This is a genomic window from Bradyrhizobium sp. USDA 3262, assembly GCF_054060035.1.
On record NZ_JBSSCT010000001.1, the window covers coordinates 7,205,594 to 7,228,774 of the forward strand.

At 63.1% G+C, this 23,181-nt stretch carries 18 protein-coding genes, 1 tRNA gene and 1 pseudogene; 5 read left to right on the forward strand and 15 right to left on the reverse strand.

The genetic code is table 11. The annotated features are described in order from the left end of the window. Positions 1-15: 15 nt before the first annotated feature. The 9 genes and pseudogenes from ACVWYP_RS34130 to ACVWYP_RS34170 all read right to left on the reverse strand — a co-directional run bounded on the left by ACVWYP_RS34130 (position 16) and on the right by ACVWYP_RS34170 (position 8,148). Positions 16-1,266, reverse strand: a complete 1,251-nt coding sequence (locus ACVWYP_RS34130; protein ID WP_304496338.1) for an acetyl-CoA C-acetyltransferase — start codon at positions 1,264-1,266, stop codon at positions 16-18. A gap of 221 nt (positions 1,267-1,487) precedes the next feature. Further along, positions 1,488-1,745 (reverse strand): annotated as a pseudogene (locus ACVWYP_RS34135) (helix-turn-helix domain-containing protein); the annotation flags it as partial. A gap of 3 nt (positions 1,746-1,748) precedes the next feature. Further along, complete coding sequence (locus tag ACVWYP_RS34140) at positions 1,749-2,153, reverse strand: hypothetical protein (RefSeq protein WP_028340060.1); 405 nt, start codon at positions 2,151-2,153, stop codon at positions 1,749-1,751. 398 nt (positions 2,154-2,551) lie between these two features. After that, positions 2,552-2,627, reverse strand: a tRNA-Lys gene (locus tag ACVWYP_RS34145). 164 nt (positions 2,628-2,791) lie between these two features. Further along, positions 2,792-3,382, reverse strand: a complete 591-nt coding sequence (locus ACVWYP_RS34150; RefSeq protein WP_304496339.1) for a Spy/CpxP family protein refolding chaperone — start codon at positions 3,380-3,382, stop codon at positions 2,792-2,794. 162 nt (positions 3,383-3,544) lie between these two features. Next, positions 3,545-4,828 (reverse strand): TRAP transporter large permease, encoded by a 1,284-nt coding sequence (locus ACVWYP_RS34155; RefSeq protein WP_453945923.1) that lies wholly within the window; start codon positions 4,826-4,828, stop codon positions 3,545-3,547. Further along, positions 4,828-5,400, reverse strand: coding sequence for a TRAP transporter small permease (locus ACVWYP_RS34160; protein ID WP_304496341.1), 573 nt, complete (start codon positions 5,398-5,400; stop codon positions 4,828-4,830). Before ACVWYP_RS34160 ends, ACVWYP_RS34155 begins: the two co-directional genes overlap by 1 nt. 320 nt (positions 5,401-5,720) lie before the next feature. After that, positions 5,721-6,725 carry a TRAP transporter substrate-binding protein gene (locus ACVWYP_RS34165; RefSeq protein WP_304496342.1) on the reverse strand — a complete coding sequence of 335 codons (1,005 nt, stop codon included), beginning with the start codon at positions 6,723-6,725 and terminating at the stop codon, positions 5,721-5,723. 1,069 nt (positions 6,726-7,794) lie between these two features. Beyond that, positions 7,795-8,148 (reverse strand): DUF2200 domain-containing protein, encoded by a 354-nt coding sequence (locus ACVWYP_RS34170; protein WP_304496343.1) that lies wholly within the window; start codon positions 8,146-8,148, stop codon positions 7,795-7,797. A gap of 307 nt (positions 8,149-8,455) precedes the next feature. On the opposite strand from ACVWYP_RS34170, the gene ACVWYP_RS34175 reads away from it, so the two are divergent. After that, the gene (locus ACVWYP_RS34175) at positions 8,456-9,412 is read left to right on the forward strand and encodes an MBL fold metallo-hydrolase (RefSeq protein WP_304496344.1); all 957 of its coding nucleotides are present in this window, start codon (positions 8,456-8,458) and stop codon (positions 9,410-9,412) included. A 989-nt stretch (positions 9,413-10,401) separates the two neighbouring features. On the opposite strand, the gene ACVWYP_RS34180 is transcribed toward ACVWYP_RS34175, so the two are convergent. Next, positions 10,402-10,869 (reverse strand): MarR family winged helix-turn-helix transcriptional regulator, encoded by a 468-nt coding sequence (locus ACVWYP_RS34180; protein ID WP_304496345.1) that lies wholly within the window; start codon positions 10,867-10,869, stop codon positions 10,402-10,404. Between the two features lie 156 nt (positions 10,870-11,025). Between ACVWYP_RS34180 and ACVWYP_RS34185 the strand changes: the two genes are divergently transcribed. Both ACVWYP_RS34185 and ACVWYP_RS34190 read left to right on the forward strand, forming a co-directional pair. Then, complete coding sequence (locus tag ACVWYP_RS34185) at positions 11,026-11,889, forward strand: isocitrate lyase/PEP mutase family protein (RefSeq protein ID WP_304496346.1); 864 nt, start codon at positions 11,026-11,028, stop codon at positions 11,887-11,889. After that, entirely contained in the window at positions 11,886-12,443 is a 558-nt protein-coding gene (locus ACVWYP_RS34190) for a cytochrome b (protein ID WP_304496347.1), read from the forward strand. Before ACVWYP_RS34185 ends, ACVWYP_RS34190 begins: the two co-directional genes overlap by 4 nt. Positions 12,444-13,256: 813 nt before the next feature. On the opposite strand, the gene dapD is transcribed toward ACVWYP_RS34190, so the two are convergent. The 4 genes from dapD to ACVWYP_RS34210 form a co-directional block, all read right to left on the reverse strand. Beyond that, positions 13,257-14,228 (reverse strand): 2,3,4,5-tetrahydropyridine-2,6-dicarboxylate N-succinyltransferase, encoded by a 972-nt coding sequence (gene dapD, locus ACVWYP_RS34195; RefSeq protein ID WP_304496348.1) that lies wholly within the window; start codon positions 14,226-14,228, stop codon positions 13,257-13,259. A 236-nt stretch (positions 14,229-14,464) separates the two neighbouring features. Next, positions 14,465-17,251, reverse strand: coding sequence for a formate dehydrogenase subunit alpha (gene fdhF, locus ACVWYP_RS34200; protein ID WP_439711109.1), 2,787 nt, complete (start codon positions 17,249-17,251; stop codon positions 14,465-14,467). A gap of 36 nt (positions 17,252-17,287) precedes the next feature. Further along, positions 17,288-19,000: an NAD(P)H-dependent oxidoreductase subunit E gene (locus ACVWYP_RS34205; protein WP_304496349.1), complete on the reverse strand. Its 1,713-nt coding sequence runs from the start codon at positions 18,998-19,000 to the stop codon at positions 17,288-17,290. Between the two features lie 207 nt (positions 19,001-19,207). Continuing rightward, entirely contained in the window at positions 19,208-20,461 is a 1,254-nt protein-coding gene (locus tag ACVWYP_RS34210) for a molybdopterin molybdotransferase MoeA (protein WP_304496350.1), read from the reverse strand. Between the two features lie 183 nt (positions 20,462-20,644). On the opposite strand from ACVWYP_RS34210, the gene ACVWYP_RS34215 reads away from it, so the two are divergent. Both ACVWYP_RS34215 and mobA read left to right on the forward strand, forming a co-directional pair. After that, entirely contained in the window at positions 20,645-21,529 is an 885-nt protein-coding gene (locus ACVWYP_RS34215) for a formate dehydrogenase accessory sulfurtransferase FdhD (protein WP_028342394.1), read from the forward strand. Then, positions 21,522-22,154, forward strand: coding sequence for a molybdenum cofactor guanylyltransferase MobA (gene mobA / locus ACVWYP_RS34220; RefSeq protein WP_028342393.1), 633 nt, complete (start codon positions 21,522-21,524; stop codon positions 22,152-22,154). The genes ACVWYP_RS34215 and mobA overlap by 8 nt, the downstream gene beginning before the upstream one ends. A 118-nt stretch (positions 22,155-22,272) precedes the next feature. On the opposite strand, the gene ACVWYP_RS34225 is transcribed toward mobA, so the two are convergent. Continuing rightward, entirely contained in the window at positions 22,273-22,911 is a 639-nt protein-coding gene (locus ACVWYP_RS34225; RefSeq protein WP_304500352.1) for an HD domain-containing protein, read from the reverse strand. Positions 22,912-23,181: the final 270 nt, after the last annotated feature.

The window sequence follows — 23,181 nt, forward strand, 5'->3', positions numbered from 1 at the left end:
AATATCCTTTCGCGATCAGATGCGTTCGATGATGATGGCCGGTGCCATGCCGCCGGCGGCACACATGGTGACCAGGCCATAGCGTCCACCGCTCCGCTCGAGTTCGTCGAGCGCCGTGCCGATCAGGATCGATCCGGTCGCGCCGATCGGGTGGCCGAGCGCGATCGAGCCGCCATTGATGTTGACCTTCTCGCGGTCCAGCTCGAGGTCGCGGATGAATTTCTCGGCGACGACCGCGAACGCCTCGTTGATCTCCCAGACGTCGATGTCGTTCTTGGTCAGGCCGGCCTTGGCGAGAACCTTCTTGGCCGCCGGAACCGGCGCGTTGAGCATCAAGGTCGGGTCGTCACCCTGGTTGGCATAGGCCACGATTCGGCCGCGCGGCTTGAGGCCGTGCTTCTCGGCATATGCCTTCGACGTGATCAGCACCGCGGCGGCGCCGTCCACCACGCCCGAGCTGTTGCCGGCATGATGAACGCCCTTCCACTCGAGGTCCGGGTAGCGGCGCTGGATCTGCTTCTTGAAGGTCACGCCGTTGCCGAGATCGAAATCCGCAAGCTGCTCGAAGCTCGGCTTCAGCGAAGCCAGTCCCTCGGCAGTGGTTTCCGGGCGCGGGAATTCTTCGCGATTGAGGGCAACGCTGCCGTCGTCGTTGAGGACGGGGATCACCGACTTGGCGAAGCGGCCTTGATCGATGGCGCGCTTGGCGCGCTGCTGGCTCGTCAGCGCCAGGGCATCGCAGGCCTCGCGGCTGATCCCCTCGCGCGTCGCGATGGCGTCGCCGCACACGCCCTGGTGCGACTGCGGGTGAATCTCGTCGAGCGCCGGATTGCCCGAACCCATCATCCGCGCCGGCTGCCCGGCCTTGGAGCGCTCGGCTGCGAGGGTCTGTTGATAGCTCATCATCTCGGTGCCGCCGGCGATGACGCAATCTTCCATCCCCGACATCACGGACGCTGCCGCGAGATTCACCGACGTGATGCCGCCGCCGCAGAAACGATCCAGCGTCGTGCCGCTGGCGTTGATGTCATAGCCCGCTGCGAGCGCCGACATGCGTCCGAGATCGCCGCCCTGCTTGCCTTCCTGGGTCGATGTCGACCAGATGATGTCATCGACGGTCGACGTGTCGAGCTCGTTGCGTTCCTTGAGCGCGCCGAGCACCGTCGCGGCCAGATGCTGCGGATGCAGGTGCGACAGCGCCCCCTTGCCCGGCTTGCCGATGCCCCGCGGCGTGCGAACAGCGTCAATGATGTATGCTTCAGACATGCGTTTCCCTTTGCTTCGGATGTTTCGTTAGTTTGCGCTCGTGCTGATGGTCCCAACCGTTTCGGCGAGGCATCAACGGTTTGGCGTCACCGCTGCGGCTCGGCAATTGAGTTGCGCTGATCTTCGAAGTACCCGAAGCGCGGCACCCGCCGGAGTTGCTGCTCGTCGGCGCAGACAGGCTTGTCGCAACCCTGCGCAAACAACGGCGCGCCGGCCGGGGCGGCGTGGGGACCGAGAGCATATTTCTGCTCCTGCGGCAGATAGATCAGCTGGCCGATCTGGGTAAGCGTCAAGGTGAGACGCGACACCGTCGATCGGGGAAGACCACAGCGATCGGCGATTTCGCGATTTCCCAAGCGTATGCTTCGACCTTCGAAGCAACGCACGATGTCGAATGCGCGCGACACCACCTGGATCACGCGCCGGTTGTCCGTGCCGGCGGTCTCTTGCGCCATCAGTACCTCAGATCGACGTCCCATCGTTTACGCCTCACTCCTCATTTTCCATACGGGTGAACGAAGCCCACTCTGCTTCGAGCGGCCGACGCCGATCCGCGACATCACGGCCGGGCGCGCAACGCTCGCGCGCGCGAACTGATGTGCGGGATTTGGCGGCAGGGGCCCGCGGCGTGCACCGCGTGGGCGATTGCAGCGGTGCTGCACAGCTTGTTCCGGGATCGACGGTCTGACGCGATGGCCGGTCGCTCCGGCGTTCGGTCCGCCCGCGGTGATCACGCCGACGCTGCGCGCGGCAACGCGTGCGGTCTGGTCACTCTCAGCCTGTTCGAGAGCGCTGCGCACGGAATGCAGGAACACCTGGTTTTCCAGCCAAGTGAAGCCGCGACCGCGCGGGGCAAGCAGCTTCGGATGTCTCTGGCCGGCCGGCATCAGGCGGATTCTTTCCCTAGGGTTTTGCGCTTTAATTAATTGATTAATTAGTCAGGTGATTAAAGTGGGCGCTCTCCGCTGTCAACCGCCCTCGCCGCAGGGCGCCCCGCGCTCAGCCCGCACCTTCACCCGAACGCCTGTCAGCGCAGTGATCAGGGATTCGTCGTGATGAACTTCGTCAAATTCAGTCCGCCGCCGAACGGTGATCGACATTCCACACGCGATAGCGGACATGCCCCGACAATTTGCTGACCGGTGCGAAACGCACGCGCAAGCATAAGAGCAGGGATCAGGCAGCGGCGTGAGGAAGCAAGGAAGCAGGCAATAGCGGTTGTCGGAACAGACACGACCGCTGGCCGGGATGGCCGTTACGAGGGCGAACCTAAGCTATGAAAGCTTGGTGGGCGCACCAGGGCTCGAACCTGGGACCCGCTGATTAAGAGTCAGCTGCTCTACCAACTGAGCTATGCGCCCGGAACTTGTCCGGAAATGACCCTCGCAAGAGAGCGGTCGTTTAGCAAAGCGATTCCCCGATGTCCAGCAAGCTCGAGCAAGTTTTCCCGACTTTCTGACAACCGAAAGACCGCCGGAATCCGGCGGTCTTTCATAGGCTTGGCGAGGGCGGCGGCGGACGGCGCTCAGAGCCGGCCGGAGCGCTCCTGATCGGGGCCATCGTCGCGGTCGAAACGGTCGTGATCGAAGCCGCGGCCGCCGCGCTCCCAGCGGTCCATGCCGCGCTCGAGGCGGTGGCGGCGCCAGCCCTCGGCGCCGAAGCCGCGCCCTTCCATATGGGTCAGCATGCTCAGCCGCCGCTTCTGGTTGTCGTCGAGCGTCTTGTAGAGCGGGTCGGCGGCGTCGGCGATCTTCGTCAGCGACGTCGCGGTCGCCGCCATGTTGTCGGCGCGCTCGCGCAGGCGGGCGACCGGATCGTCCGGCTTCTGCGCGTTGTCCGCATCGGTCTTCTCGGCGGCCATCCGCGCATTGGCGCGATCGAGCCGCATCTTGGCGAAGTCGCGCACCGCAGCCTCAACCGGCGGCCACAGCTTCTCCTGATCGGCGTTGAGCTTCAGCCCGGCGTGGACGGCGGCGATCCGCGCGTCGAGGAAGGCGGCCCGATCCTCGGGGCTCATCCGCATATGGCCGTGGAACCAGGGACGATGCTGGGCATAGACCGCGGTCGAACCGGCAATCGTGAGCGCCGCGATACCGGCGAGCAGAACTTTCTTCATACGAACCTCCTTTGAAGGTTGCTCGAAGATGATGCCGCCCGCCCGCGCCTTCAACTTACGGATTGGACAGAGAGAGCTCTGTTACCAAGATGTAATCCGCTTTCATTGCACCGCAGAAACATCCAAAGCGCGAGGTCGCGCTTTGGATTTCTGTTGTTTGCGCTAGATCATTCCGAGCAAGCGCGGCAGCCACAGCGAGATCTCCGGCACGTAGGTGATCAGGCCGAGGAACACCAGCATCGCGCACAGCCACGGCAGGACCGAGATGGTGATCTCGCTGATGCCCATCTTGGCGATACTGCTCGCGATGTAGAGGTTGAGCCCGACCGGCGGGTGGCACAGCCCGACCTCGGTGTTGACGATCATCAGGATGCCGAGATGCACCGGGTGCACGCCGAGCTTGGTCGCCAGCGGAAACAGGATCGGCGCCATGATCAAGAGGATCGACGACGGATCCATCACGTTGCCGGCGAGCAGCAGGATGACGTTGACGACGAGCAGGAACATCCAGACCGAGAAGTTCTTGTCGATGATCCAGGCCGCCATCTCCTGCGGGATCTGCTCGTGCGTCATCAGGAACGAGAACAGCACAGCGTTGGTGATGATATAAAGCAGCATCGAGCTCATGCTCGCCGCCTGCAGCAGCACCTTCGGCACCTCGGAGAGCTTCAGCTCCTTGTAGACGAACACGGTGATGAAGAAGGCGTAGGTCGCGGCGACCGCGGCCGCTTCGGTCGGCGTGAAGATGCCGCCATAGATGCCGCCGAGCACGATCGCGATCAGCAACAGGCCCCAGATGCTTTCGCGGAACGCCGTGAACTGCTGGCCGATGGTCGCGCGCGGCATCTTCGGATAGCCGTTGCGCTGCGCGACGAAGAAAGTCACCGCAGCCAGCATCAGCGCGAGCACGACGCCCGGCACGATGCCGGCCATGAACAGCGCGCCGATCGAGGTGTTGGTGGAAACGCCGTACAGCACCAGGATGATCGAGGGCGGCACCAGGATGCCGAGCGCGCCCGAGGTCGAGATCACGCCGACGCCGAACCGCTTCGGATAGCCGTGATCGACCATCGCCGGCATCATGATCGAGCCGATCGCCACCACGGTGGCGACGCTCGAGCCCGAGATCGCCGCGAACATCGCGCAGGCCGCGACGCCGGCGAGCCCAAGGCCGCCGGGCAGATGCCCGACCAGCGAGGTCGTGAACGCGATCATGCGCCGCGCGACGCCGCCGCGGGTCAGGAAGGTGCCGGCCAGGATGAAGAACGGGATCGCCATGATGCCGAAATTGTCGAGGCCCGAAAACAGCTTCAGGCCGACGCTCTCGATCGGCACCTCGGTCATCGTGAACAGGAAGGTGAGCACGGTCAGGCCGAGCGAGATCGAGATCGGCATGCCCGTCAGCATCAGGGCAAACAGCAGTCCGAAAATAAGTGCGGCGCTCATCACGCTTCTCCAAGCGCGACGGGCGCGGTCTTGCTGGTCTCGACGCCATCGACATGGGAGGCGTCATGGTGCGGCAGGTTGTCGGTCCACCAGTAGTTCCAGCACACTTGCAGGAAGCGGAAGCACATCAGGTAGGAGCCGAGCGGGATGCAGGCGTAGACGATCCAGCTCGGGATCTCGAGATCCGGCGAGACCTGGTCGGTATGCATCAATTCGAACACGAATTTGGCACCCATGGTGCCGACGATCCCGGTGAACAGCGCGCCGCCGAGCAGGCCGAAGATGATGGTGCGCTTGCGCCAGAAATCGTTGAGGCGGTTGATCAGGACGTCGACGCCGACATGGACGCCGGCGCGCACGCCATAGGCGGCGCCGAACTTCGCCATCCAGATGAACATGTAGATGCAGAGTTCCTGCGACCATGCGAGATTGATGCCGAACAGGTACGGATAGAGCACGGGAACGTCGACCAGAAAACGGTGCACGACCGTGACGAAGGTCAGCAGCGTCGCGGCCCCCATCAGGCTCGCGATGATGATTTCCTCGAGCCGGTCCAGAATTTTAAGCAGCATTGATCTCCCCTGTCATGGCCTGATGCGGCGACCGGCCACGGCACCCTGGCCGCGACCTCACGCGGCCGCGGCGTTCACTTTGTTTGCGGTTCAAGTCCCGCGTGACTGTTGCTGTCGATCGGAGCTGCCTCCGATCCACCTCGCCCCGCGTGCGGGGAGAGGTCGAAATTCAAGCGCAGCTTGAATTTCGGGTGAGGGGGAGCTTCCGCGAGCGCATCTGGAGCCGCGTTCGCGGAGAAGGCCCCTCACCCCAACCCGCTCCCCGCAAGAACGGGGAGAGGGAGCTCTTCTGGCATCGCCTCGGCGGCGGAGCATCGCAGCTAATTCATCGGGCTGCGGCCGGTTTCCTTGAGGAATTCGTCGATCAGCGGCTGGCCGACGCGCGAGGCCACGTCCTTGTAGACCGGCATCATCGCCTTGCGCATCGCCTCGTCCTGCTCCGGCGTCAACGCGACGATCTCGGTCTTGCCGGCCTTCTTGATCTCGGCGAGTGCGTCGTCGTTTTCCTTGGCCGACTGGCTGTTGCCGAACTCGGTGGCTTCCTTCATCGCCTTGGAGAGCTGCTCGCGGGTATCGGCCGGCAGGCCGTCCCAGAACTTCTTGTTCACGACCACGACGTAGCCGATGTAGCCGTGATTGGTGACGGTGGCGTACTTCTGCACCTCATGCATTTTCTGGGTGTAGATGTTCGACCAGGTGTTCTCCTGGCCGTCGACCACGCCGGTCTGCAGCGCCTGGTAGACGTCGGAGAATGCCATCACCTGCGGGATCGCGCCGAGTGCGCGGAACTGGGCTTCCAGCACCTTCGACGACTGGATGCGGAACTTGAGCCCCTTGTAGTCGGCGGGCGCGACCAGTTTCTTGTTCGCGCTCATCTGCTTGAAGCCGTTGTCCCAGTAGGCGAGACCGGTCATGCCCTTGGAATCTAGCTTCTTGAGCAGCTGGGCGCCGAGCGGGCCGTCGGTGACCTTCCGCAGCGACTTCAGGTCGGGGAGGATGTAGGGCAGATCGAAGACTTCGAATTCCTTGATGCCGATCGGGCCGAACTTCGAGTTCGACGGCGCCAGCATCTGCACCGCGCCGAGCTGCAGCGCCTCGAGCTCTTCCTTGTCCTTGTAAAGCGTCGAGTTCGGGTAGACCTCGACCTTCACCTTGCCGCCGGTGTACTTCTCGGCGAGTTCCTTGAACTTGTCGGCCGCCTTGCCCTTCGGCGTATCCGAGGCCACCACGTGGCTGAATTTGAGAACGATCGGCGACTGCGCCGCCGCAGGCCCGACAAAGGTCAAAGCCGCGATCGACGCCGCAGCCAATATGAGTTTACGCATGTTTCCTCCCGCGTAATTGCGGAGCGCGAATACCGGCCCCGAGACATCCGGTCGCACCATTACAGACAAGCAAAGACGATTGCCATTGCCCCTTTAGCAGGGGCCAATTGCACCATTGCTGCACTGCAAAATTCGATACGGCGGTATCCCCTTCGGCTCTTGCGACCGTTCAATGACACCGCCCGCACGCTGTGCCCGGCCACGGCAATGAGGTCAATGCGAGGTTTGGCAATGGCGGGTTCGCCGGGCGCGAATGCTGCGCGTTTCTTGCCGGCTGTCGTCCCTGCGAAAGCAGAGATCCATACGCCGCGGCAAATGTTGCGGATGGGACTCTTCGTTGTCGTCCTGGCGAAAGCCAGGACTCATAACCACCGCATTTGATTGTGGACGAGGTCGTGGCCCTAGCATCGCGCAACAAATCTCATTTGGGGGTAATGGGTCCTGGCTTTCGCCAGGACGACACTGAATGTGTTGGACGACGTGTGGCTCATGCTTCCGCACTCTCGCGGCGCATGGCGTCCGAGCTTTGCATCTTGTTCCGCCCTCACCTCAAGCAGAGGGCGCAGGGAAAGCCGGGTGCCGATCGCACCCATGGGCCCCGAGCAATGGGTAGAAAGCTCGGGGGTAGGACCACAGGTGTAACCGGAGCAATCCGGCTTTCCCTGCGCGATGGGTTTCGGCTTATACGTGCTCTCCCCGGCGAGACTGGGCTTGCTTGTCACCGCCTTCGCAAAGCACTTTCGCACCTTGCGAGAGGACACCTGCCGCTAGGGCGTCAGGACCACACGACTTCACCGTCCGCTTCATGCGCACTCGTCAGTTGCGCAATCGGCGTCCACCGCATCTCGACCCACGTTCGTGACGACCGCGAAGCGCCCCTCGATCGGGTGAGACGGGGCAAACCATACACTGAGTTCCACTTCGGATAAAGCGAAATATTTTTGCTGCGGGGGCTGCGCCGTCGGGCAAATCAGTGGCAACGGCCCTCCCCGCTCCGTTCGTCATTGCGGGCGACGCATCAGCGTCCAATGTCGCCTCGCCGCGCGGACGGAATCCGGTCGATCAGACATCATTCCTTCCGCAGGATCTTATCCATGGCCTTTCCTCGTGCCAGCTCATCGATCAGTTTATCCAGGTAGCGAATTTCCCGCATGGTCGGCTCTTTGATTTCCTCCACCCTGACACCGCACACCACGCCCTTGATCGAGGCCCGAGAAGGATTCATTTCAGGCGCCTTTGCGAAGAACGTTTCGAAGTCGGTTTGTTTCTCCAACTGAGCTTCCAGCTCCTTCGGACCGTAGCCGGTCAACCAGGAGATCACCTGATCGACCTCCGCTTTGGTGCGTCCCTTCTTCTCCGCTTTCGTGACGTAGAGCGGGTAGACGCTTGCGAAGCTCGTTGTATAGATCCGATGCTTGGCCATGAATTGCTCCGAACGTTCGTATTCCGTGGTCTCGACGATATTAGTCCTGGGTTGAACCGGCTTCGCCAATCCGAAGTGTCGCATGTGGCTGAGGGCATGGCGATGGCCTGTGCCTCCCGTTTCGTCCCCAGCGCTCGCCTGCGGCGGTGCGCATGCGTTGGCAGCAATCGCTCTACAGCGACGGCAACCGCTCTGGGGCAGCGCCACACCTGATCCGCTAGATCATCACCATGTCCAATCCACGGGCGGAAACAAGGCGCCGCCCGTCGGGATCGAACACCAGGATCGAACGCAGGAGTTTTGAACAATGAACCAGATGATCCGCAACACGCAGCAGGAGACAAGCATGAACCTCGACAATGTCTCGCACACCGGCCGACCGGGGCCCAGCGAACTGGTGCCATCGCGCTACGCGCTGAAGATCGGCGAGATCGACGTGCTGGTAATCAGCGACGGGGTGCTGCCGCTGCCAACCAAGATGCTGGCACACAATGCCGAGCCGGCCGTCCGCGCAGCCTGGCTGGACGACATGTTCCTGCCGCCGGACGCGTTCGACTGGGCGCTGAACGTGGTCGTGGTACGAAGCGGCGGGAAAACCATCCTCGTCGACGCCGGGCTGGGGTCGGACCCAGACCTGCACCTGCCGAAGGCCGGGCAGACGGTCAAGCGACTGGAGGCCGCCGGCATCGATCTTGGGTCCGTCACCGACGTGGTGCTAACCCACATGCACATGGACCATGTGGGCGGGCTGCTCGTCGAGGGCGTGAAGGAGCGGCTGCGTCCGGACCTGCGGATCCATGTGGCGGCCGCCGAGGTCAAGTTCTGGGAGGCGCCCGATTTCTCCCGCGTCTCGATGCCGCCGGGATTCCCGGACGCGCTTCGTGCGACCGCCAAGCGGTTCAGGAAAGAGTACCAGAGCCAGTTGCGGCTGTTCGACGAGGAGCACGAGGTGGCGCCCGGAGTGGTCGTCCGTCGCAGCGGTGGCCATACCCCCGGTCACAGCGTGGTTCGCCTGGCGTCCGGCGGCGACCGGCTGACATTCGCCGGTGACCTCGTGTTCGCGGTCGGCTTCGAGCACCCCGAATGGCACAACGGCTTCGAGCACGATCCCGAAGAGGCGGCCCGCGCCCGGATCAGTCTGTTGCGGGAACTGGCGGCGAACCGCGAGTTGCTGGTGGCCACGCATATGCCGTTCCCGTCCGTCGGACATGTCGCGGTCGAGGGTGACGCCTTCCGTTGGGTGCCGGTGTTCTGGGACTACTGAGACCTTGTCGAGTTAGAGCCGAACCGGGGCGCGTACTCATATCGATCATGGGTGCGGGCTCCGGCTTCCGCGCGGCCGATCGCGGTCCGGTCACGGGCCGATCACCACGAAATAACGGGCCAATTCAAATGTCCGCCCGGAGTGGCACCTGCTTGCTACTTGCAGCCGCGGCAAATCGTAAGCTTGCCCTTTAGTTTGTCATCGTCCCCGGGATCGACCGATTGCTGCCCAGATACACGATCTGCTTCTTGATCGAGCTTGGGCTGCTTTGCCCGGTGTGACCTGACGGGTCGCGTCGTCCGGGTTGACGTGTCGTCGTCGAGGCCGACGCTAAAACCATCGTAATCGGGGACCGGTCTAGCCGACGGCGGCGACCTGTCGATCACTTGTGCCGGCGAAACGCTGTCGGACTCTGATGGCGTGTGTTCGACAGTGGGAGATCGTGGAGCAGTGGAGGGTGGCAAGAAATCTTTAGCGGCTCGGGGCAGTAGCGAACTCTTAGCGGTCGCCGCCGGCGGCCAGACGCTGTTGGTTGCGGCCGGAGATGCCGATCCCTCATTCGACGGCGGCGGCGCAAGCGAAAGCGGAGGGGAAAGCGAGTTCTGACATCGCGCGCTGTCTTGTGACCAAACTCCCGCGGCCAATAAACCAAGGGCAAACAGTGTTGCGTTCTTCATTACTCGTCCTGCAAATCACTTGGAATGAAAGCATTGATCGCGTGACTCCTATCGCCACGCTTCGGCAAAAATTTCCTCATCTGACATGGCGATCAAAATTGACGAAAGTTGGGAGCCATGGGCGGATACATGCGCGCTTCGGTCCACCCTCGTTACTGGCCCCAATGTCCGCATCGGGTCAAAAGCCGTCGATCACGACCGAACCCAGGGACTTCCGGTTCACTTCGGAGAGCCGACGCTCTCGAGGTCATTCAGATCGTCAGCCATAAGCGGATTGCTGACATTGAAACTGAAATCAGTCGTACGGAATTCTCACGATTTTCGGCTGCGCCGCATTGCCGCTTTGGAGTAAGCCGTGATGCGGTCGAGCAAGGCCCCGGCTTTGATCAGGTCCGAGCGCTCGCTGGCTGTGAGGTATACATCCATGGCTTCGGTGAGCCAGCGCTCGCCGCGGGCGCGGCTGTCATCGAGAAATCGCTGCCCGGCTGAACTAAGCCGGAGCCTGACTTTGCGCCGGTCCTCGGTATCCGGCGTCCGCACGATCAGCTTGCGCGCTTCGAGGGAGCGCAGCGTTGCAGCAAGATTTGAAGAGCGCATGCCCTCGTCGGCCGCGAGCACCGAAGGTGTGGCCGCTTCGCCGTGGCGGTCGATCGCACCCAGCACCAGCAACCGTGCCCAGGATCGATCGTCCGCGGTGGCTTCATGGCGCAGCCGGCGGGAAGTGTCCATCAACTGCCTTCGCAATTGCGTGATGTCGCGGTTCCGGCGTTGAATTCTCATATTGCTACTATCAAATAGCTATTGACGCATAGCAATAGAGGCCATGAGCAATCTGTTGAATGTTTCCGTGCAGAAGGACTGCTGCGCTGGCCACCTCCGGGCAATCGTGACGATCGCAGCCCACCTCATCATCCAAAATCAGTTGAGGAGATCACGATGACGTCCAAAACCCTGAGAAAGTTGATCGAGGAAAAGCCGTTTGTGACCTGTCCCGGTGTCTTCGATCTGGTCTCCGCTAAGCTCGCCGATCGCACCAAGGCCGACGCGCTTTACATGACAGGCTATGGGGTCGCGGCGTCTTACCTCGGACTGCCCGATGCCGGTCTAGCGACCTATTCGCAGATGCTAGATCGCGTGCAGGTTATCGCCCAAACCGTGCGCAAGCCGCTGATCGCCGATGGCGATACCGGTTACGGTGGCTTGCTGAATGTTCATCATACCGTCCGCGGCTACGAGAGGGCTGGAGCCGCAGCGATCCAGCTTGAAGATCAGCAAAGCCCCAAGAAGTGCGGGCACACGCCGAACCGGCACGTGATCTCTGCCAAGGAGATGGTCAACAAGTTGACCGTCGCGAACGATGCGCGCTCGTCGAAAGATTTCCTAATCATCGCACGCACGGACGCTCGCACGCAACTTGGCCTCGATGAAGCGATCCGCCGCAGCGAAGCCTATGCTGAAGCCGGGGCCGACATTATTTTCATCGAGAGTCCGGAATCGGAAGCGGAGATGCGAAAGATCGGAATGGCTTTGGACGTGCCGCTGGTCTCGAACCAACTACACGGGGGTCGGACCCCCATTCTCAACCAGGATAAACTTAGGGAAATCGGCTACCGGATGGCTATTTATCCGACGGCGGGCCTGCTCGCTACCGCTTATGCTCTGAACAACGTCTATAGCGCGCTGGCCGAAGACAAGCCGGTGCAGGAGCCGCTCTATGACTTCAACGTGTTCAGCTCGTTGATTGGTTTTCAGGAGGTGTGGGCTTTCGAGAGGAAATACGCCTCACTGGAAGCGGATTGAGCCGCGACGTGACGGACACATCTGGAAGTCAGCCGGAAGTCTATGACCGCACAACGATCACGCTGCACTGGACGACCGCAATTCTCGTCGCGATCCAGTTTCTGATCGGTAGGACAACTAACCTTCTGCAGCGTGGCCCGCTTCGGGTCGACATCTGGTCCGTGCATGTCCTGTTTGGTTTTGTGTTCGCGAGCGTAGTGATCTTTGGAATGTTCTGGCGCGCCACACGCGGCCGTAGATTGCCGCCGATTAACCGCGGCGTCTTGCACGTGACGGCAGTGGCAATGCACCGGCTACTCGACCTGCTGCTAGTGATCATGGTCGCACTGGGCATCACCAATGTGTTTGCGCACGGTTTCCCACTGTTCAACATTCTGCACTTTCCGAAATTCGGCGGTGACGAATTCATGCGTAGCATCAATGCGTGGCACGGATTGTTCGCAAATATCATCGTCACTGTGGCACTGCTTCATTCCGCGGCCGCGCTCTTCCACCGCTATGTGATCAAGGACGGGGTTTTGCGCAGGATGTGGCCGCCCCTGACTGAGCGGTGAGCGGCGCTGTGCGAATGACAAGCAAGCATCGAAGGTGAAAAGCGGTGAGCCCGATGACGGCGATTTGGCCGTCTCGAACCGCTACGCCGCGCGCCCGGGGCGGGCGGCGGGGCCGGACAAAGAGTGACTTTCAGTTCGGCAATAGGTCAAAAGCCGAACCTGGGGACTTCCGGTTCACTTCGGAGAGCTGCCGTTCGCGATGGTCATCCAGATCGTCAGCTATGGGCCATAAGCGGTCATTCAACCCAGTTGAGCGCGAATTAGCTTGCTTTGCTTTGAGTCCTTTTGCACTCTCAGGCAAGGAGGCCGATGCATGAAGATAATGACCGTCGCGTGCGCTCTCGGAGCGGCCCTCGTGCTGTGCAACCTCGGGACGTCTGGTGCTGAAGCCCGGGCGCGGAAGGCACAAGTCGTTCATGAACCAAGGCGGATCATTATCCCGACGCCCGTGATAAGGCCAACTCCGTGGGATTACTATATTGTTCCACGATATCAATATCGCCCTGAAGACGACCGGGTCGATCCATACGCCCCGCCCCTGGAGTCGTCGTGGCGCCTCTATGAGGCGTGGCGGTGGCCATACTGGTGGTGAGCGGCGATCGCGCCAAACAGATCGCATTCCGAGTGGTGATCGTCTCCTGACGGACGGGGACTAGTGTGCTGAATGCGAAGTTCGTGCGATTTCGCGGCAGCCACTTTCACGAACTTCGCATTCATAAAGCACACTAGAATCATAAGTTTGCTAGTGTCCTTATCGAATCCGAAGTTCGCTTCGAAGGTGCGGCGAATGATGCGAACTTCGGATTCGGGACACTAGCTGTGAAGTTGCGCGTTGAGGCCGTCCCAATTTGGCGTACGTCTGGTTGCCTCAAGAGCGCCGCTCTGGGAATTCCGACGAAAAAGCAGGCCCTTCTGGCCGGAGAGTTCCTTGGCTTTCAGCACTCGGCCATCTTCCAAAAGGATGCGCGCGCCTGCCGTGACATAACAGCCCGCTTCGACGATACAATCGTCACCCAATGAAATGCCGATACCGGCGTTGGCTCCGATCAGGCAGCGCTCACCAACTGTAATCCTCTCTTTCCCTCCTCCGGACAGAGTGCCCATGATCGACGCACCGCCACCAACGTCGCTGCCGCTTCCGACAACCACGCTGGCGCTGATCCGGCCTTCGACCATGCAGGGACCGAGCGTACCCGCGTTAAAATTGCAAAAGCCTTCATGCATGACGGTTGTGCCCGGGGCCAGGTAGGCCCCGAGCCTTACGCGATCCGCATCTGCAATTCTCACCTCCGCAGGCGTCACATAATCGGTCATGCGCGGAAACTTATCCACGCCTGTCACCTCAAACGCGAGGCCACGCTTTCGTGCTTCCATTCGCGCGTCCGGTACACGAGAGCACTCACAGGGACCGAAGGTCGTCCACGCAACGTTAGGTAAAAGACCGAAAACACCCTCGAGGTTCAGGCAATTCGGCTGGACGAGCCGGTGGCTCAGCAGATGGAGTCGAAGATATGCGTCGTGCACGTCAGTCGGCGCAGATGCAAGGGAGCCAATCTCTGTGCGGATTGGAACGATGTCGACATTGCGAATATCGTCGTGTCGTGCATATCCGTCCGCCGACTCGCCCAACGATCTCCTGACCTCGTCGTTCGCCAGCCGCACCGTTGCCGCCTTGTCGGCCTCTACAACCAGGCGCAGCTGAAGAAACCAGGAATCCAGCACGCGACCGTCAGCGGCAATCGTCGCAAATCCCTCGCCTCTCGCGCCCCTCAGTTCCATCGCCATTCGAATGTCTCACACTACGATCCTGCACGTCATGCATACGCGAGTTTTCGTGGAAACGGCAACTTCCGGACTCTCAAACACGTCCGGGGCAACGGGCGACATGGGTCCACGCCGCAGCAACGCCCGCTCCTATGCTCCGGGCGGATGTCGACCGACGGTGTTTGCGGTGCCGTGTCGGGCGAGCGAGCGAGTAGCCGGGTCGGCCGGCTCGCCCTCCACGCTTCGTCCCCGGACCGCTACTCCGCCGCGGTCCGGATATCGATCTTCTCGGCGCGGACCGCGCAGAACTTGAACTCCGGAATCTTGCCGAACGGATCGAGCGCCGGATTGGTCAACAGGTTCGCCGCCGCCTCCGCGTAGCAGAACGGCATGAAGACCATGTTCTCGGGCACGTCGCGGTCGGCGCGCACCTTGACCTCGACCGCGCCGCGGCGCGTCTCGAGACGGATGAAGTCGCCGGGCGCGAGTCCCTTCTTGCGCATGTCCTTCGGGGTCATGAACGCGACCGCTTCGGGCTCGATCTGGTCCAGCACCTGGGCACGGCGCGTCATCGAGCCGGTGTGCCAATGTTCGAGCACGCGGCCGGTCGACAGCACCATCGGGTACTCGTTGTCGGGCAACTCGTCCGGCGGGATCACCTTGGCCGGCACGATCTTGCCGCGGCCGCTCTCGGTCGGGAAACCGGTGGTGAAGATGATCTCATTGCCGGGCTTGTCGGGATCGTCGACCGGATAGGTCACCGCGCCCTCACGCACCAGGCGCTCCCAGGTGATGTTCTTCAGCGACGGCATCAGCTCGGCCATCTCGGTGAAGACCTCGCCCGGCCCCGCATAATTCCAGGGCAGTCCCATCCGCTTGCCGATCTCCTGGATGATCCAGAGATCCTGCCTTGCATCGCCCGGCGGCTTGATCACCTCGCGCGCCAGCTGCACGCGTCGGTCGGTGTTGGTGAAGGAGCCGGACTTTTCGGCGAACGCCGAAGCGGGCAGGATGACGTCGGCATGGAAGGCGGTCTCGGTGACGAAAAGATCCTGCACGACGAGGTGATCGAGCTTGGCCAGCGCTTCGCGCGCGTGCTGCAGGTCCGGGTCGGACATCGCGGGATTCTCGCCCTCGACATACATGCCGTGGATTTCGCCGGCGTGGATCGCGTTCATGATCTCGACGACGGTCAGCCCGCGCACCGGATCGAGCTCCTGCCCCCACAGCTTCTCGAAGGCGCCGCGCATGTCGTCGCGGCCGACCGGCTGGTAGTCCGGCAGGAACATCGGGATCAGGCCGGCATCGGAGGCGCCCTGCACGTTGTTCTGCCCGCGCAGCGGATGCAGCCCGGTGCCGGGGCGGCCGACCTGGCCGGTGATCAGGGCCAGCGCGATCAGGCATCGCGCATTGTCGGTGCCGTGAACATGCTGGCTGATGCCCATGCCCCAGAAGATGATCGACGATTTGGCGCGGGCATAGGCGCGCGCGACCTCGCGCAGCGTCTCCGCCGGAATGCCGCAGATCTGGGACATGCGCTCCGGCGTGAACTCCTGGATCTTCGCCTTCAGCTCGTCATAGCCCTCGGTATAGCCGGCGATGTACTGGTCGTCGGTCAGGCCTTCGGTGATGATCGTGTGGATCATCGCGTTCAGCATCGCGACGTCGCTGCCCGGTTTGAATTGCAGGTGCTCGGTGGCGTGGCGCGACAGCGTCTGCCGGCGCGGGTCCATCACATAGAGCTTGGCGCCGCGTTTGGCGGCGTTCTTGATGTAGGTGGCGGCGACCGGATGGTTCACGGTCGGATTGGCGCCGATCACCCAGATCACCTCAGCGTCGGCCGCGGCCGCGAACGGCGCCGACACCGCGCCGGAGCTCAATCCCTCGAACAGCGCCGCCACCGACGAGGCGTGGCACAGCCGCGTGCAGTGGTCGACATTGTTGGAGCCGAAGCCGGTGCGCACCAGCTTCTGGAACAGATAGGCTTCCTCGTTCGAACCCTTGGCCGAGCCGAAGCCGGCGAGCGCCTTGGCGCCCTTCTGGTCGCGGATCTTGCGCAAGCCCGCGGCGGCGAGCTCGAGCGCCTCTTCCCAGGATGCTTCGCGGAAATGGGTGTAGGGATTGGCCGGATCGACCTGGTCGTTGGCGTCCTTCTTGACGCCGGGCAGCCGCACCAGCGGCTTGGTCAGGCGATTGGGGTGATGGATGTAGTCGAAGCCGAAGCGGCCCTTGACGCAGAGCCGGTTGTGATTGGCGGGACCATCGCGGCCTTCCGCGTAGATCACCTTCTCGTCCTTGACCTGGTAGGTGACCTGGCAGCCGACGCCGCAATACGGGCAGAGCGAATCCACCTTCTTGTCGGGATAGGTGACGCGGGTCTGCTTGTCGTCGAGCATGACCGCCGGCATCAGGGCGCCGGTCGGGCAGGCCTGCACGCATTCGCCGCAGGCGACGCAGGTCGATTCGCCCATCGGATCGTCGAAGTCGAACACGATCTTGGCGTCGTGGTTGCGGTAGGCCATGCCGATCACGTCGTTGACCTGCACCTCGCGGCACGCCCGCACGCAGAGGCCGCACTGGATGCAGGCGTCGAGATTGACGCTCATCGCCGGATGGCTGGTGTCGGCGTGCCAGCGTTCAGTCGCGGGGAAGCGGCTTTCGGTCACGCCGGTCTTCTCGGCCCAGTGCCAGAACTTCGAGTCCGGATCGTGCGAGGTCTCGCGCGCCGGCTGGTCCGCCACCAGCAGCTCCATCACCATCTTCTGCGCCGCGACGGCGCGCTGGCTGGCCGACTTCACCTTCATGCCGACCGTCGGCGTCCGCTTGCAGGACGCCGCCAGCACGCGCTCGCCTTCGATCTCGACCATGCAGGCGCGGCAGTTGCCGTCCGGCCGGTAGTCCGGCGCGGGCGAATAGCACAGATGCGGGATCTCGGTGCCCTGGCGCTTGGCGACCTGCCAGATCGTCTCGCCGGCCCGCGCCTCGACCTGCTGGCCGTCGAGCTCGAACTGAATCGTCAGGCCTGAGTTCTGATTGTTGCTCATTCAAATCCTCGTCGAAATTCGTCTGCTCGGCCTCGCCTACTCGGCGGCTTGCTGCGGACGAAAGCCGTCCGGAAAATATTTGATCACTGAGGTCAGCGGATTGGAGGCCGCCTGACCGAGGCCACAGATCGACGCATCGCGCATCGCCTGGCTCAATTGGTCGAGCAGTTCCTTGTTCCAGACCGGCTGCTGCATCAACAGCGCCGCCTTCTCGGTTCCGGCGCGGCACGGCGTGCACTGCCCGCAGCTCTCGTCCTCGAAGAACTTCATGAGATTCAGCGCGGCGTCCCTGACGTCATCGACCTGCGAGAGCACGACCACGGCGGCGGAGCCGATGAAGCAGCCATATTTCTCCAGCGTGCCGAAATCGAGCGGGATGTCGTCCATCGACGCCGGCAGGATGCCGCCGGATGCACCGCCCGGCAGATAGGCCTGCAAAGTATGGCCGTCGGCCATGCCGCCGCAGAACTCGTCGATCAACTCGCGCAGCGTGATGCCGGCGGGAGCGAGCTTGACGCCTGGATCCTTGACGCGTCCCGACACCGAGAAGCTGCGCAGGCCGTGGCGTTCGTTGCGGCCGTGGCTCTTCCACCAGTCGGCGCCCTTCTCGACGACATCGCGCACCCACCACAACGTCTCGATGTTGTTGATCAGCGTCGGCAGGCCGAACAACCCGACCTGGAACGGATATGGCGGCTTGTGCCGCGGCAGGCCGCGCTTGCCCTCGATCGATTCCAGCAGCGAGGATTCCTCGCCGCAGATATATGCGCCGGCGCCGCGCCGCAGATGCAGCGTCGGACCACCCGGCGGGAGCTTTGCGATCTCGCGCGCGAGGATCTCGCGGCAGGCCGGGTACTCGTCGCGGATATAGATGTAGACTTCGGGCGCCTCGACCACGTGGGCGCCGATCAGCATGCCCTCGAGGAAGCGATGCGGATCGGTCTCGAGATAATAGCGGTCCTTGAACGTGCCGGGCTCGCCCTCGTCGCCGTTCACCGCCATCAATCGCGGACCGGGTTCGCCGAGCACCGCGCGCCACTTGCGGCCGGTCGGAAAACCGGCGCCGCCGAGGCCGCGCAGCGACGCATCGTCGAGCGCCTTCAGCAGGTCTTCGCGCGGCAGCTCGCCCGAGCGCAGGCGCGCCAGCAGCTGGTATCCGCCGCCCGCCACATAGGCGTCGTAGCCGACATATGGCGGAAGGTGCACATGGGTGTCGCCGTTCTTCGCCGCCGCCAGCACATCGGTGACGGTCGCATGATCGACAAAGTTGTGGCCGACCTCGGCAGCGGGCGCGGTGTCGCAGCGGCCGACGCACGGTGCGCGCACGACGCGGATGCCGGGGCCGGCGCGGTTCTGCAGATCCTTCAACAGCTGTTCGCCGCCGAGCATCGCGCAGGTCAGCGAATCGCAGACGCGCACGGTGAGCGGCGCGATGTCAGGCTCGCCTTCCTTCACGATGTCGAAATGCGCGTAGAAGGTGGCGGTCTCGAACACTTCGGCGAATGACAGCTTCATCTCGTCGGCGAGCGCGGCAAGGTGCGCCGCCGAGATCTGATGGTATTTGTCCTGGATCAGATGCAGATGCTCGATCAGGAGGTCGCGCTGCCTCGGACGATCGGCGAGCAGCGCCTCGATCTCATGGGCGGCCACAGGGTCGACCTGGCGTCCCTTGGGCGTGGCTTTCGCTCGCTTCCTGCCCTGTCCGGGATGCTCGAACGCACGAACCTTGTGAACGTCGTCTCGACTCATGAAGCCTCGCCTTGGGAACCACGCTTTGCGCGAATTGCACTGCTTCGACGAACTGTATTCTCTGGTATGCCAGAGGCAAGCAGTTTTAGAACGCCTCTAGCAGCGTCGGGTTGCCGCGTAGGCCGTTGTTAATGTTTGCCTATCGGGCGATCTGATTTTGCTATCGCGCGCTCGTCGCGCTGCGCGGTCTCGACCGCGTTTCAGCTCTCACAGCAGGTCGGCGTAGCCGAGAAAGCCGACGGCATCGCCAGGTTCAACCCGCACGACGGACTCGCCGAGTTCGACCAGTCCATCGGTCTCGATCAGCGACGACAGCAGGCCGGCTCCTTCGCGAGGAAACTTGTTCGCTTCCAGCGCACCGTCCGCCGCCCGTCGCAGCGAGACGCGGACATATTCGCGCCGCCCGCTCTTCTTCTTGTAGCTGAAGGCGGCACGCACCGGCATCGGCAGCAAGGGGGACGGCACAGCGCCCGACAGCGCCAGCACGGTCGGCCGCACGACATGGACGAAGGTGACGAAGCTCGCTACCGGGTTGCCGGGCAGGCCGATCAGCGGGGTGCCGTCGATGATTCCCATCGCCACCGGGCGGCCGGGCTTGATCGCCATCCGCCACAGCACCAGCGAGCCCGCCTGTTCGATGCCGGCCCTGACGTGGTCCTCTTCGCCGGTCGAGACCCCGCCCGTGGTCAGGATCAGGTCGTAGCGCCGCGCGACCTGCTTGAGCGCAGCGGCGAGTTCGGCCCGCTCGTCGCGCAGGATGCCGAGATCGCCGACCTCGCAACCGAGCCGCCGCAACATCGCCATCAGCATGAAGCGGTTGGAATCGAACAGTTGCGCTTCGGTGCGCGCGCTCCCGGGCGCAGCCAGTTCATCGCCAGTCGAGAACACCCCGACGCGAAGCCGCCGCACCACATCGAGCGTGGTGAGCCCGAAGGCCGCAGCGACCGCGATATCCTGCGGGCGCAGGCGCCGTCCCGATGCCAGCGCGACATGGCCGCGCGGAATGTCCTCGCCGGCCGGACGCACATTGGCGCCGACCTTCAGGCCGGACGGCAGAATTACGTTTCCCGCATCGTCGATCCGCACGTCTTCCTGCATGAACACGGTGTCGGTGCCATCGGGCATCGGCGCGCCGGTGAAGATCCGCACCGCCTGGCCCGCCTGCGCCGGCTGCGCCGACGCTCCCGCCTGCACCCGCCCAACAACGGGGAATGCGCGCTCGCCGCTCGCCGGCAGGTCCGCGCCGGATACCGCGTAGCCGTCGACGGCGGAATTTTTGAACGGCGGCAGTGCAAGCGGCGCGACAATATCGCCGGCCAGGATGCGTCCGTCCGCATCCACCAGGGCAACGGTTTCGGTCTCGCCGACAGGCTTGACCCGCGCGGCGATGATCGCGACGGCTTCGTCGACCGACATCATCGGTCCGCCGAACGCGAAGCAGTCGTCCGAAAGCTGCGCCATGTGTCCCTCAGTCCTCGGCCATCGACAAGATTTGTTCGACCCAGATCGCGAACTGCGCGTTATCCTTAAAGCCGGACCGATCGACGGCAGTTCCCGCGACGCGGCGGAGAGTCGCCAGTCAGTCTCCGAACGTGCTTATATCCCCAGCTCCGTTGTCATGTGAACCCATTCGGACGTCCAGCAGTGACCGAGAAAACCACCGCTCCCATCATTGTTCCTGATCCGGACGATCCGCGCCTGACGGAGCGCGTGGTCGGCGTCGATCAGACCGGCGCACGGACCGAGATCAAGGTGCCGGTCGAGCGGCCGCTGACGCTGTACCTCAACGCGCAGGAGATCGTCACGATGATGACGATCAACGACTATCCCGAATACCTCGCGCTCGGCTACCTCTTGAACCAGAACATGCTCAAATACGACGACGTCGTCACCGAGGTCGAATATGACGACGATCTCGAGGTCGTCGTGGTGCGTACCGCGCACCACACCAATTTCGAGGCGAAGCTGAAGAAGCGCACGCAGACCTCGGGCTGCGCCCAGGGCACGGCGTTCGGCGACCTGCTCGAAGCCGTCGAGAAGGTCGCGCTGCCGAAGGCCGAACTGCGGACCTCCTGGCTCTACCGGATGACGCACACCATCAACACGATGCCGTCGCTTTATCTGGAAGCCGGCGCCATTCACGGCTGCGTGCTGTGCAAGGAGGCGACGCCGGTGTGCTACACCGAGGACGTCGGCCGGCACAACGCCGTCGACAAGATCGCGGGCTGGATCTATCGCCACAATGTCGATCCGGCCGACAAGATTCTCTACACCACCGGGCGGCTGACCTCTGAGATGGTGATCAAGACGGTGCGGATGGGGATTCCAATCCTGGTCTCGCGCTCCGGCTTCACCGCATGGGGTGTCGATCTGGCGCGGCAGGTCGGATTGACGCTGGTCGGTCGCGCCCGCGGCAAGCGCTTCATCGCGCTGTCGGGCCAGGAGCGGATCGTCTACGACCAGAATCTCGACTATGTCGAAGAGGAATCGATGCGTCACAAGCGCAAGGGCGAGACCGACAATGACTGATATTCCGGGGACTGCCGTCCCGGGCGTGCTGCTCGCCGGCGGCCTCGCGCGGCGGATGGGCGGCGGCGACAAGCCGATGCGCAAGATCGCGGGCCGCACCATTCTGCAACGGGTGATCGACCGTCTCGCCCCGCAATGCAGTGGGCTGATCATCAACGCCAATGGCGATCCCACGCGCTTCGCCGCGTTCGGCCTCCCGGTCGTCGCCGACGACGTTGCCGACTATCCCGGTCCCCTCGCCGGCATCCTGGCCGCGCTCGACTGGACCGCCGCCAACCGGCCGGATGCGCAATGGGTGCTCAGCGCCGCGGGCGACTGTCCGTTTCTGCCGCGCGATCTCGTCACGCGCCTGGAGCAGGCGCGCGTGGCCAAAAATGCCGAGCTCGCGGTCGCTTCATCCGGCGGGCAGACGCATCCCGTCATCGGCCTCTGGAGCGTCCGCCTGCGGAATGAATTGCGCCAAGCGCTGGTCGTCGAGGACGTACGCAAGATCGACCGCTGGACCGCGCGCTATCCGCTCGCGACGGTCGAGTGGCCGACCGAGCCGCTCGATCCGTTCTTCAATGCCAATACCGTTGAAGACATCGCGGAAGCCGACCGTCTCGCCGCGCTCGACGGCGGCTAGAGCATTTTCGGTTCTGATTGAATCAGAACCGAAGCTCTAGATTCTTGTTTTGACGCGTTTTCTTCACGCGAACCGGTGTCCACTTCGCCCGAAAACGCTCTAATGTCCGCCGCCCGGATCAGCTCGGCCACGGCGTGTTGCGGATCCGGGTGCAGGCATTCGGCCGGTGAAAGCCGGGATCGCGCTCCGCGACGAAGTCGAAATTGACGGTGCCGAACGTGGTCTGCGGCTTCTTCAGGGCCGAGCAGGTCTGAACCTCGATGAACTCGTTCTTGAAATCGCCGCGGGGAAACGCGGCAAGGACGCAGTCGCGCTGCTCGGCCGTATAGTCATCGTAACCGACGCCGATGGCATCGACCAATACGCCCGCATTGGTGAGCGCGATTTCCGGGCGCATGTATTGCGGAATGCCGGGCGTGGTGTGCAAGGCGATCGCTTCCCACACCAGGTCCGCCTTCGGCTCGGCGATGCCGTGGCTCCTGAGAAACTTGCGCGCCGCATCGGCGCCGTCGAGCTCAAACCGTTTGGTCTCGGTATGGAAGTGATCGACAAGGCCGAGATCATGAAACAGCGCAGCAACATAGAGCAGTTCAGGGTCGAACTTCAGATTTTGCCTGACGCCCTTGAGCGCGCCGAACACGAACACCCGGACCGAGTGATTGAACAACATTTCGGTTTCGTATTGCCGCACCAGCTCGGCGGCCTCCCGCGCGATCTTGCTGTCCGGGATTCGAATGCCGGAAATCGTGTCCGCCATCATCGCACTCCTGCCCTGTGTAGCCTGCCGGATGCATGCGCTGGACGGCCAACGGCGTCGCGATTCATGCGCGCCGGCACTCGCTGCAGTGAATCGTATCCACTACCTAACCCGCAAAGCGGCAACCGGAAGGCCCCCGCGCCATGAAGATTCTGCAGGGAGATCGTGAGGCTGGTGCAATACGGAAGGCGCGATCGAGCTCAGCCGATCGCGCCTGGCCTGATCCAGGCGAAGCCTGACCGGAAGCAGCCGGCACAGGCTCCGCCGACT

What these genes read in the sequence shown, in the direction of transcription:
- ACVWYP_RS34130 (WP_304496338.1), bottom strand. Translation starts at nt 1,266, where the DNA reads ATGTCTGAAGCATACATCATTGACGCTGTTCGCACGCCGCGGGGCATC.
- ACVWYP_RS34140 (WP_028340060.1), bottom strand. Translation starts at nt 2,153, where the DNA reads ATGCCGGCCGGCCAGAGACATCCGAAGCTGCTTGCCCCGCGCGGTCGC.
- ACVWYP_RS34150 (WP_304496339.1), bottom strand. Translation starts at nt 3,382, where the DNA reads ATGAAGAAAGTTCTGCTCGCCGGTATCGCGGCGCTCACGATTGCCGGT.
- ACVWYP_RS34155 (WP_453945923.1), bottom strand. Translation starts at nt 4,828, where the DNA reads ATGAGCGCCGCACTTATTTTCGGACTGCTGTTTGCCCTGATGCTGACG.
- ACVWYP_RS34160 (WP_304496341.1), bottom strand. Translation starts at nt 5,400, where the DNA reads ATGCTGCTTAAAATTCTGGACCGGCTCGAGGAAATCATCATCGCGAGC.
- ACVWYP_RS34165 (WP_304496342.1), bottom strand. Translation starts at nt 6,725, where the DNA reads ATGCGTAAACTCATATTGGCTGCGGCGTCGATCGCGGCTTTGACCTTT.
- ACVWYP_RS34170 (WP_304496343.1), bottom strand. Translation starts at nt 8,148, where the DNA reads ATGGCCAAGCATCGGATCTATACAACGAGCTTCGCAAGCGTCTACCCG.
- ACVWYP_RS34175 (WP_304496344.1), top strand. Translation starts at nt 8,456, where the DNA reads ATGAACCAGATGATCCGCAACACGCAGCAGGAGACAAGCATGAACCTC.
- ACVWYP_RS34180 (WP_304496345.1), bottom strand. Translation starts at nt 10,869, where the DNA reads ATGAGAATTCAACGCCGGAACCGCGACATCACGCAATTGCGAAGGCAG.
- ACVWYP_RS34185 (WP_304496346.1), top strand. Translation starts at nt 11,026, where the DNA reads ATGACGTCCAAAACCCTGAGAAAGTTGATCGAGGAAAAGCCGTTTGTG.
- dapD (WP_304496348.1), bottom strand. Translation starts at nt 14,228, where the DNA reads ATGGCGATGGAACTGAGGGGCGCGAGAGGCGAGGGATTTGCGACGATT.
- fdhF (WP_439711109.1), bottom strand. Translation starts at nt 17,251, where the DNA reads ATGAGCAACAATCAGAACTCAGGCCTGACGATTCAGTTCGAGCTCGAC.
- ACVWYP_RS34205 (WP_304496349.1), bottom strand. Translation starts at nt 19,000, where the DNA reads ATGAGTCGAGACGACGTTCACAAGGTTCGTGCGTTCGAGCATCCCGGA.
- ACVWYP_RS34210 (WP_304496350.1), bottom strand. Translation starts at nt 20,461, where the DNA reads ATGGCGCAGCTTTCGGACGACTGCTTCGCGTTCGGCGGACCGATGATG.
- mobA (WP_028342393.1), top strand. Translation starts at nt 21,522, where the DNA reads ATGACTGATATTCCGGGGACTGCCGTCCCGGGCGTGCTGCTCGCCGGC.
- ACVWYP_RS34225 (WP_304500352.1), bottom strand. Translation starts at nt 22,911, where the DNA reads ATGGCGGACACGATTTCCGGCATTCGAATCCCGGACAGCAAGATCGCG.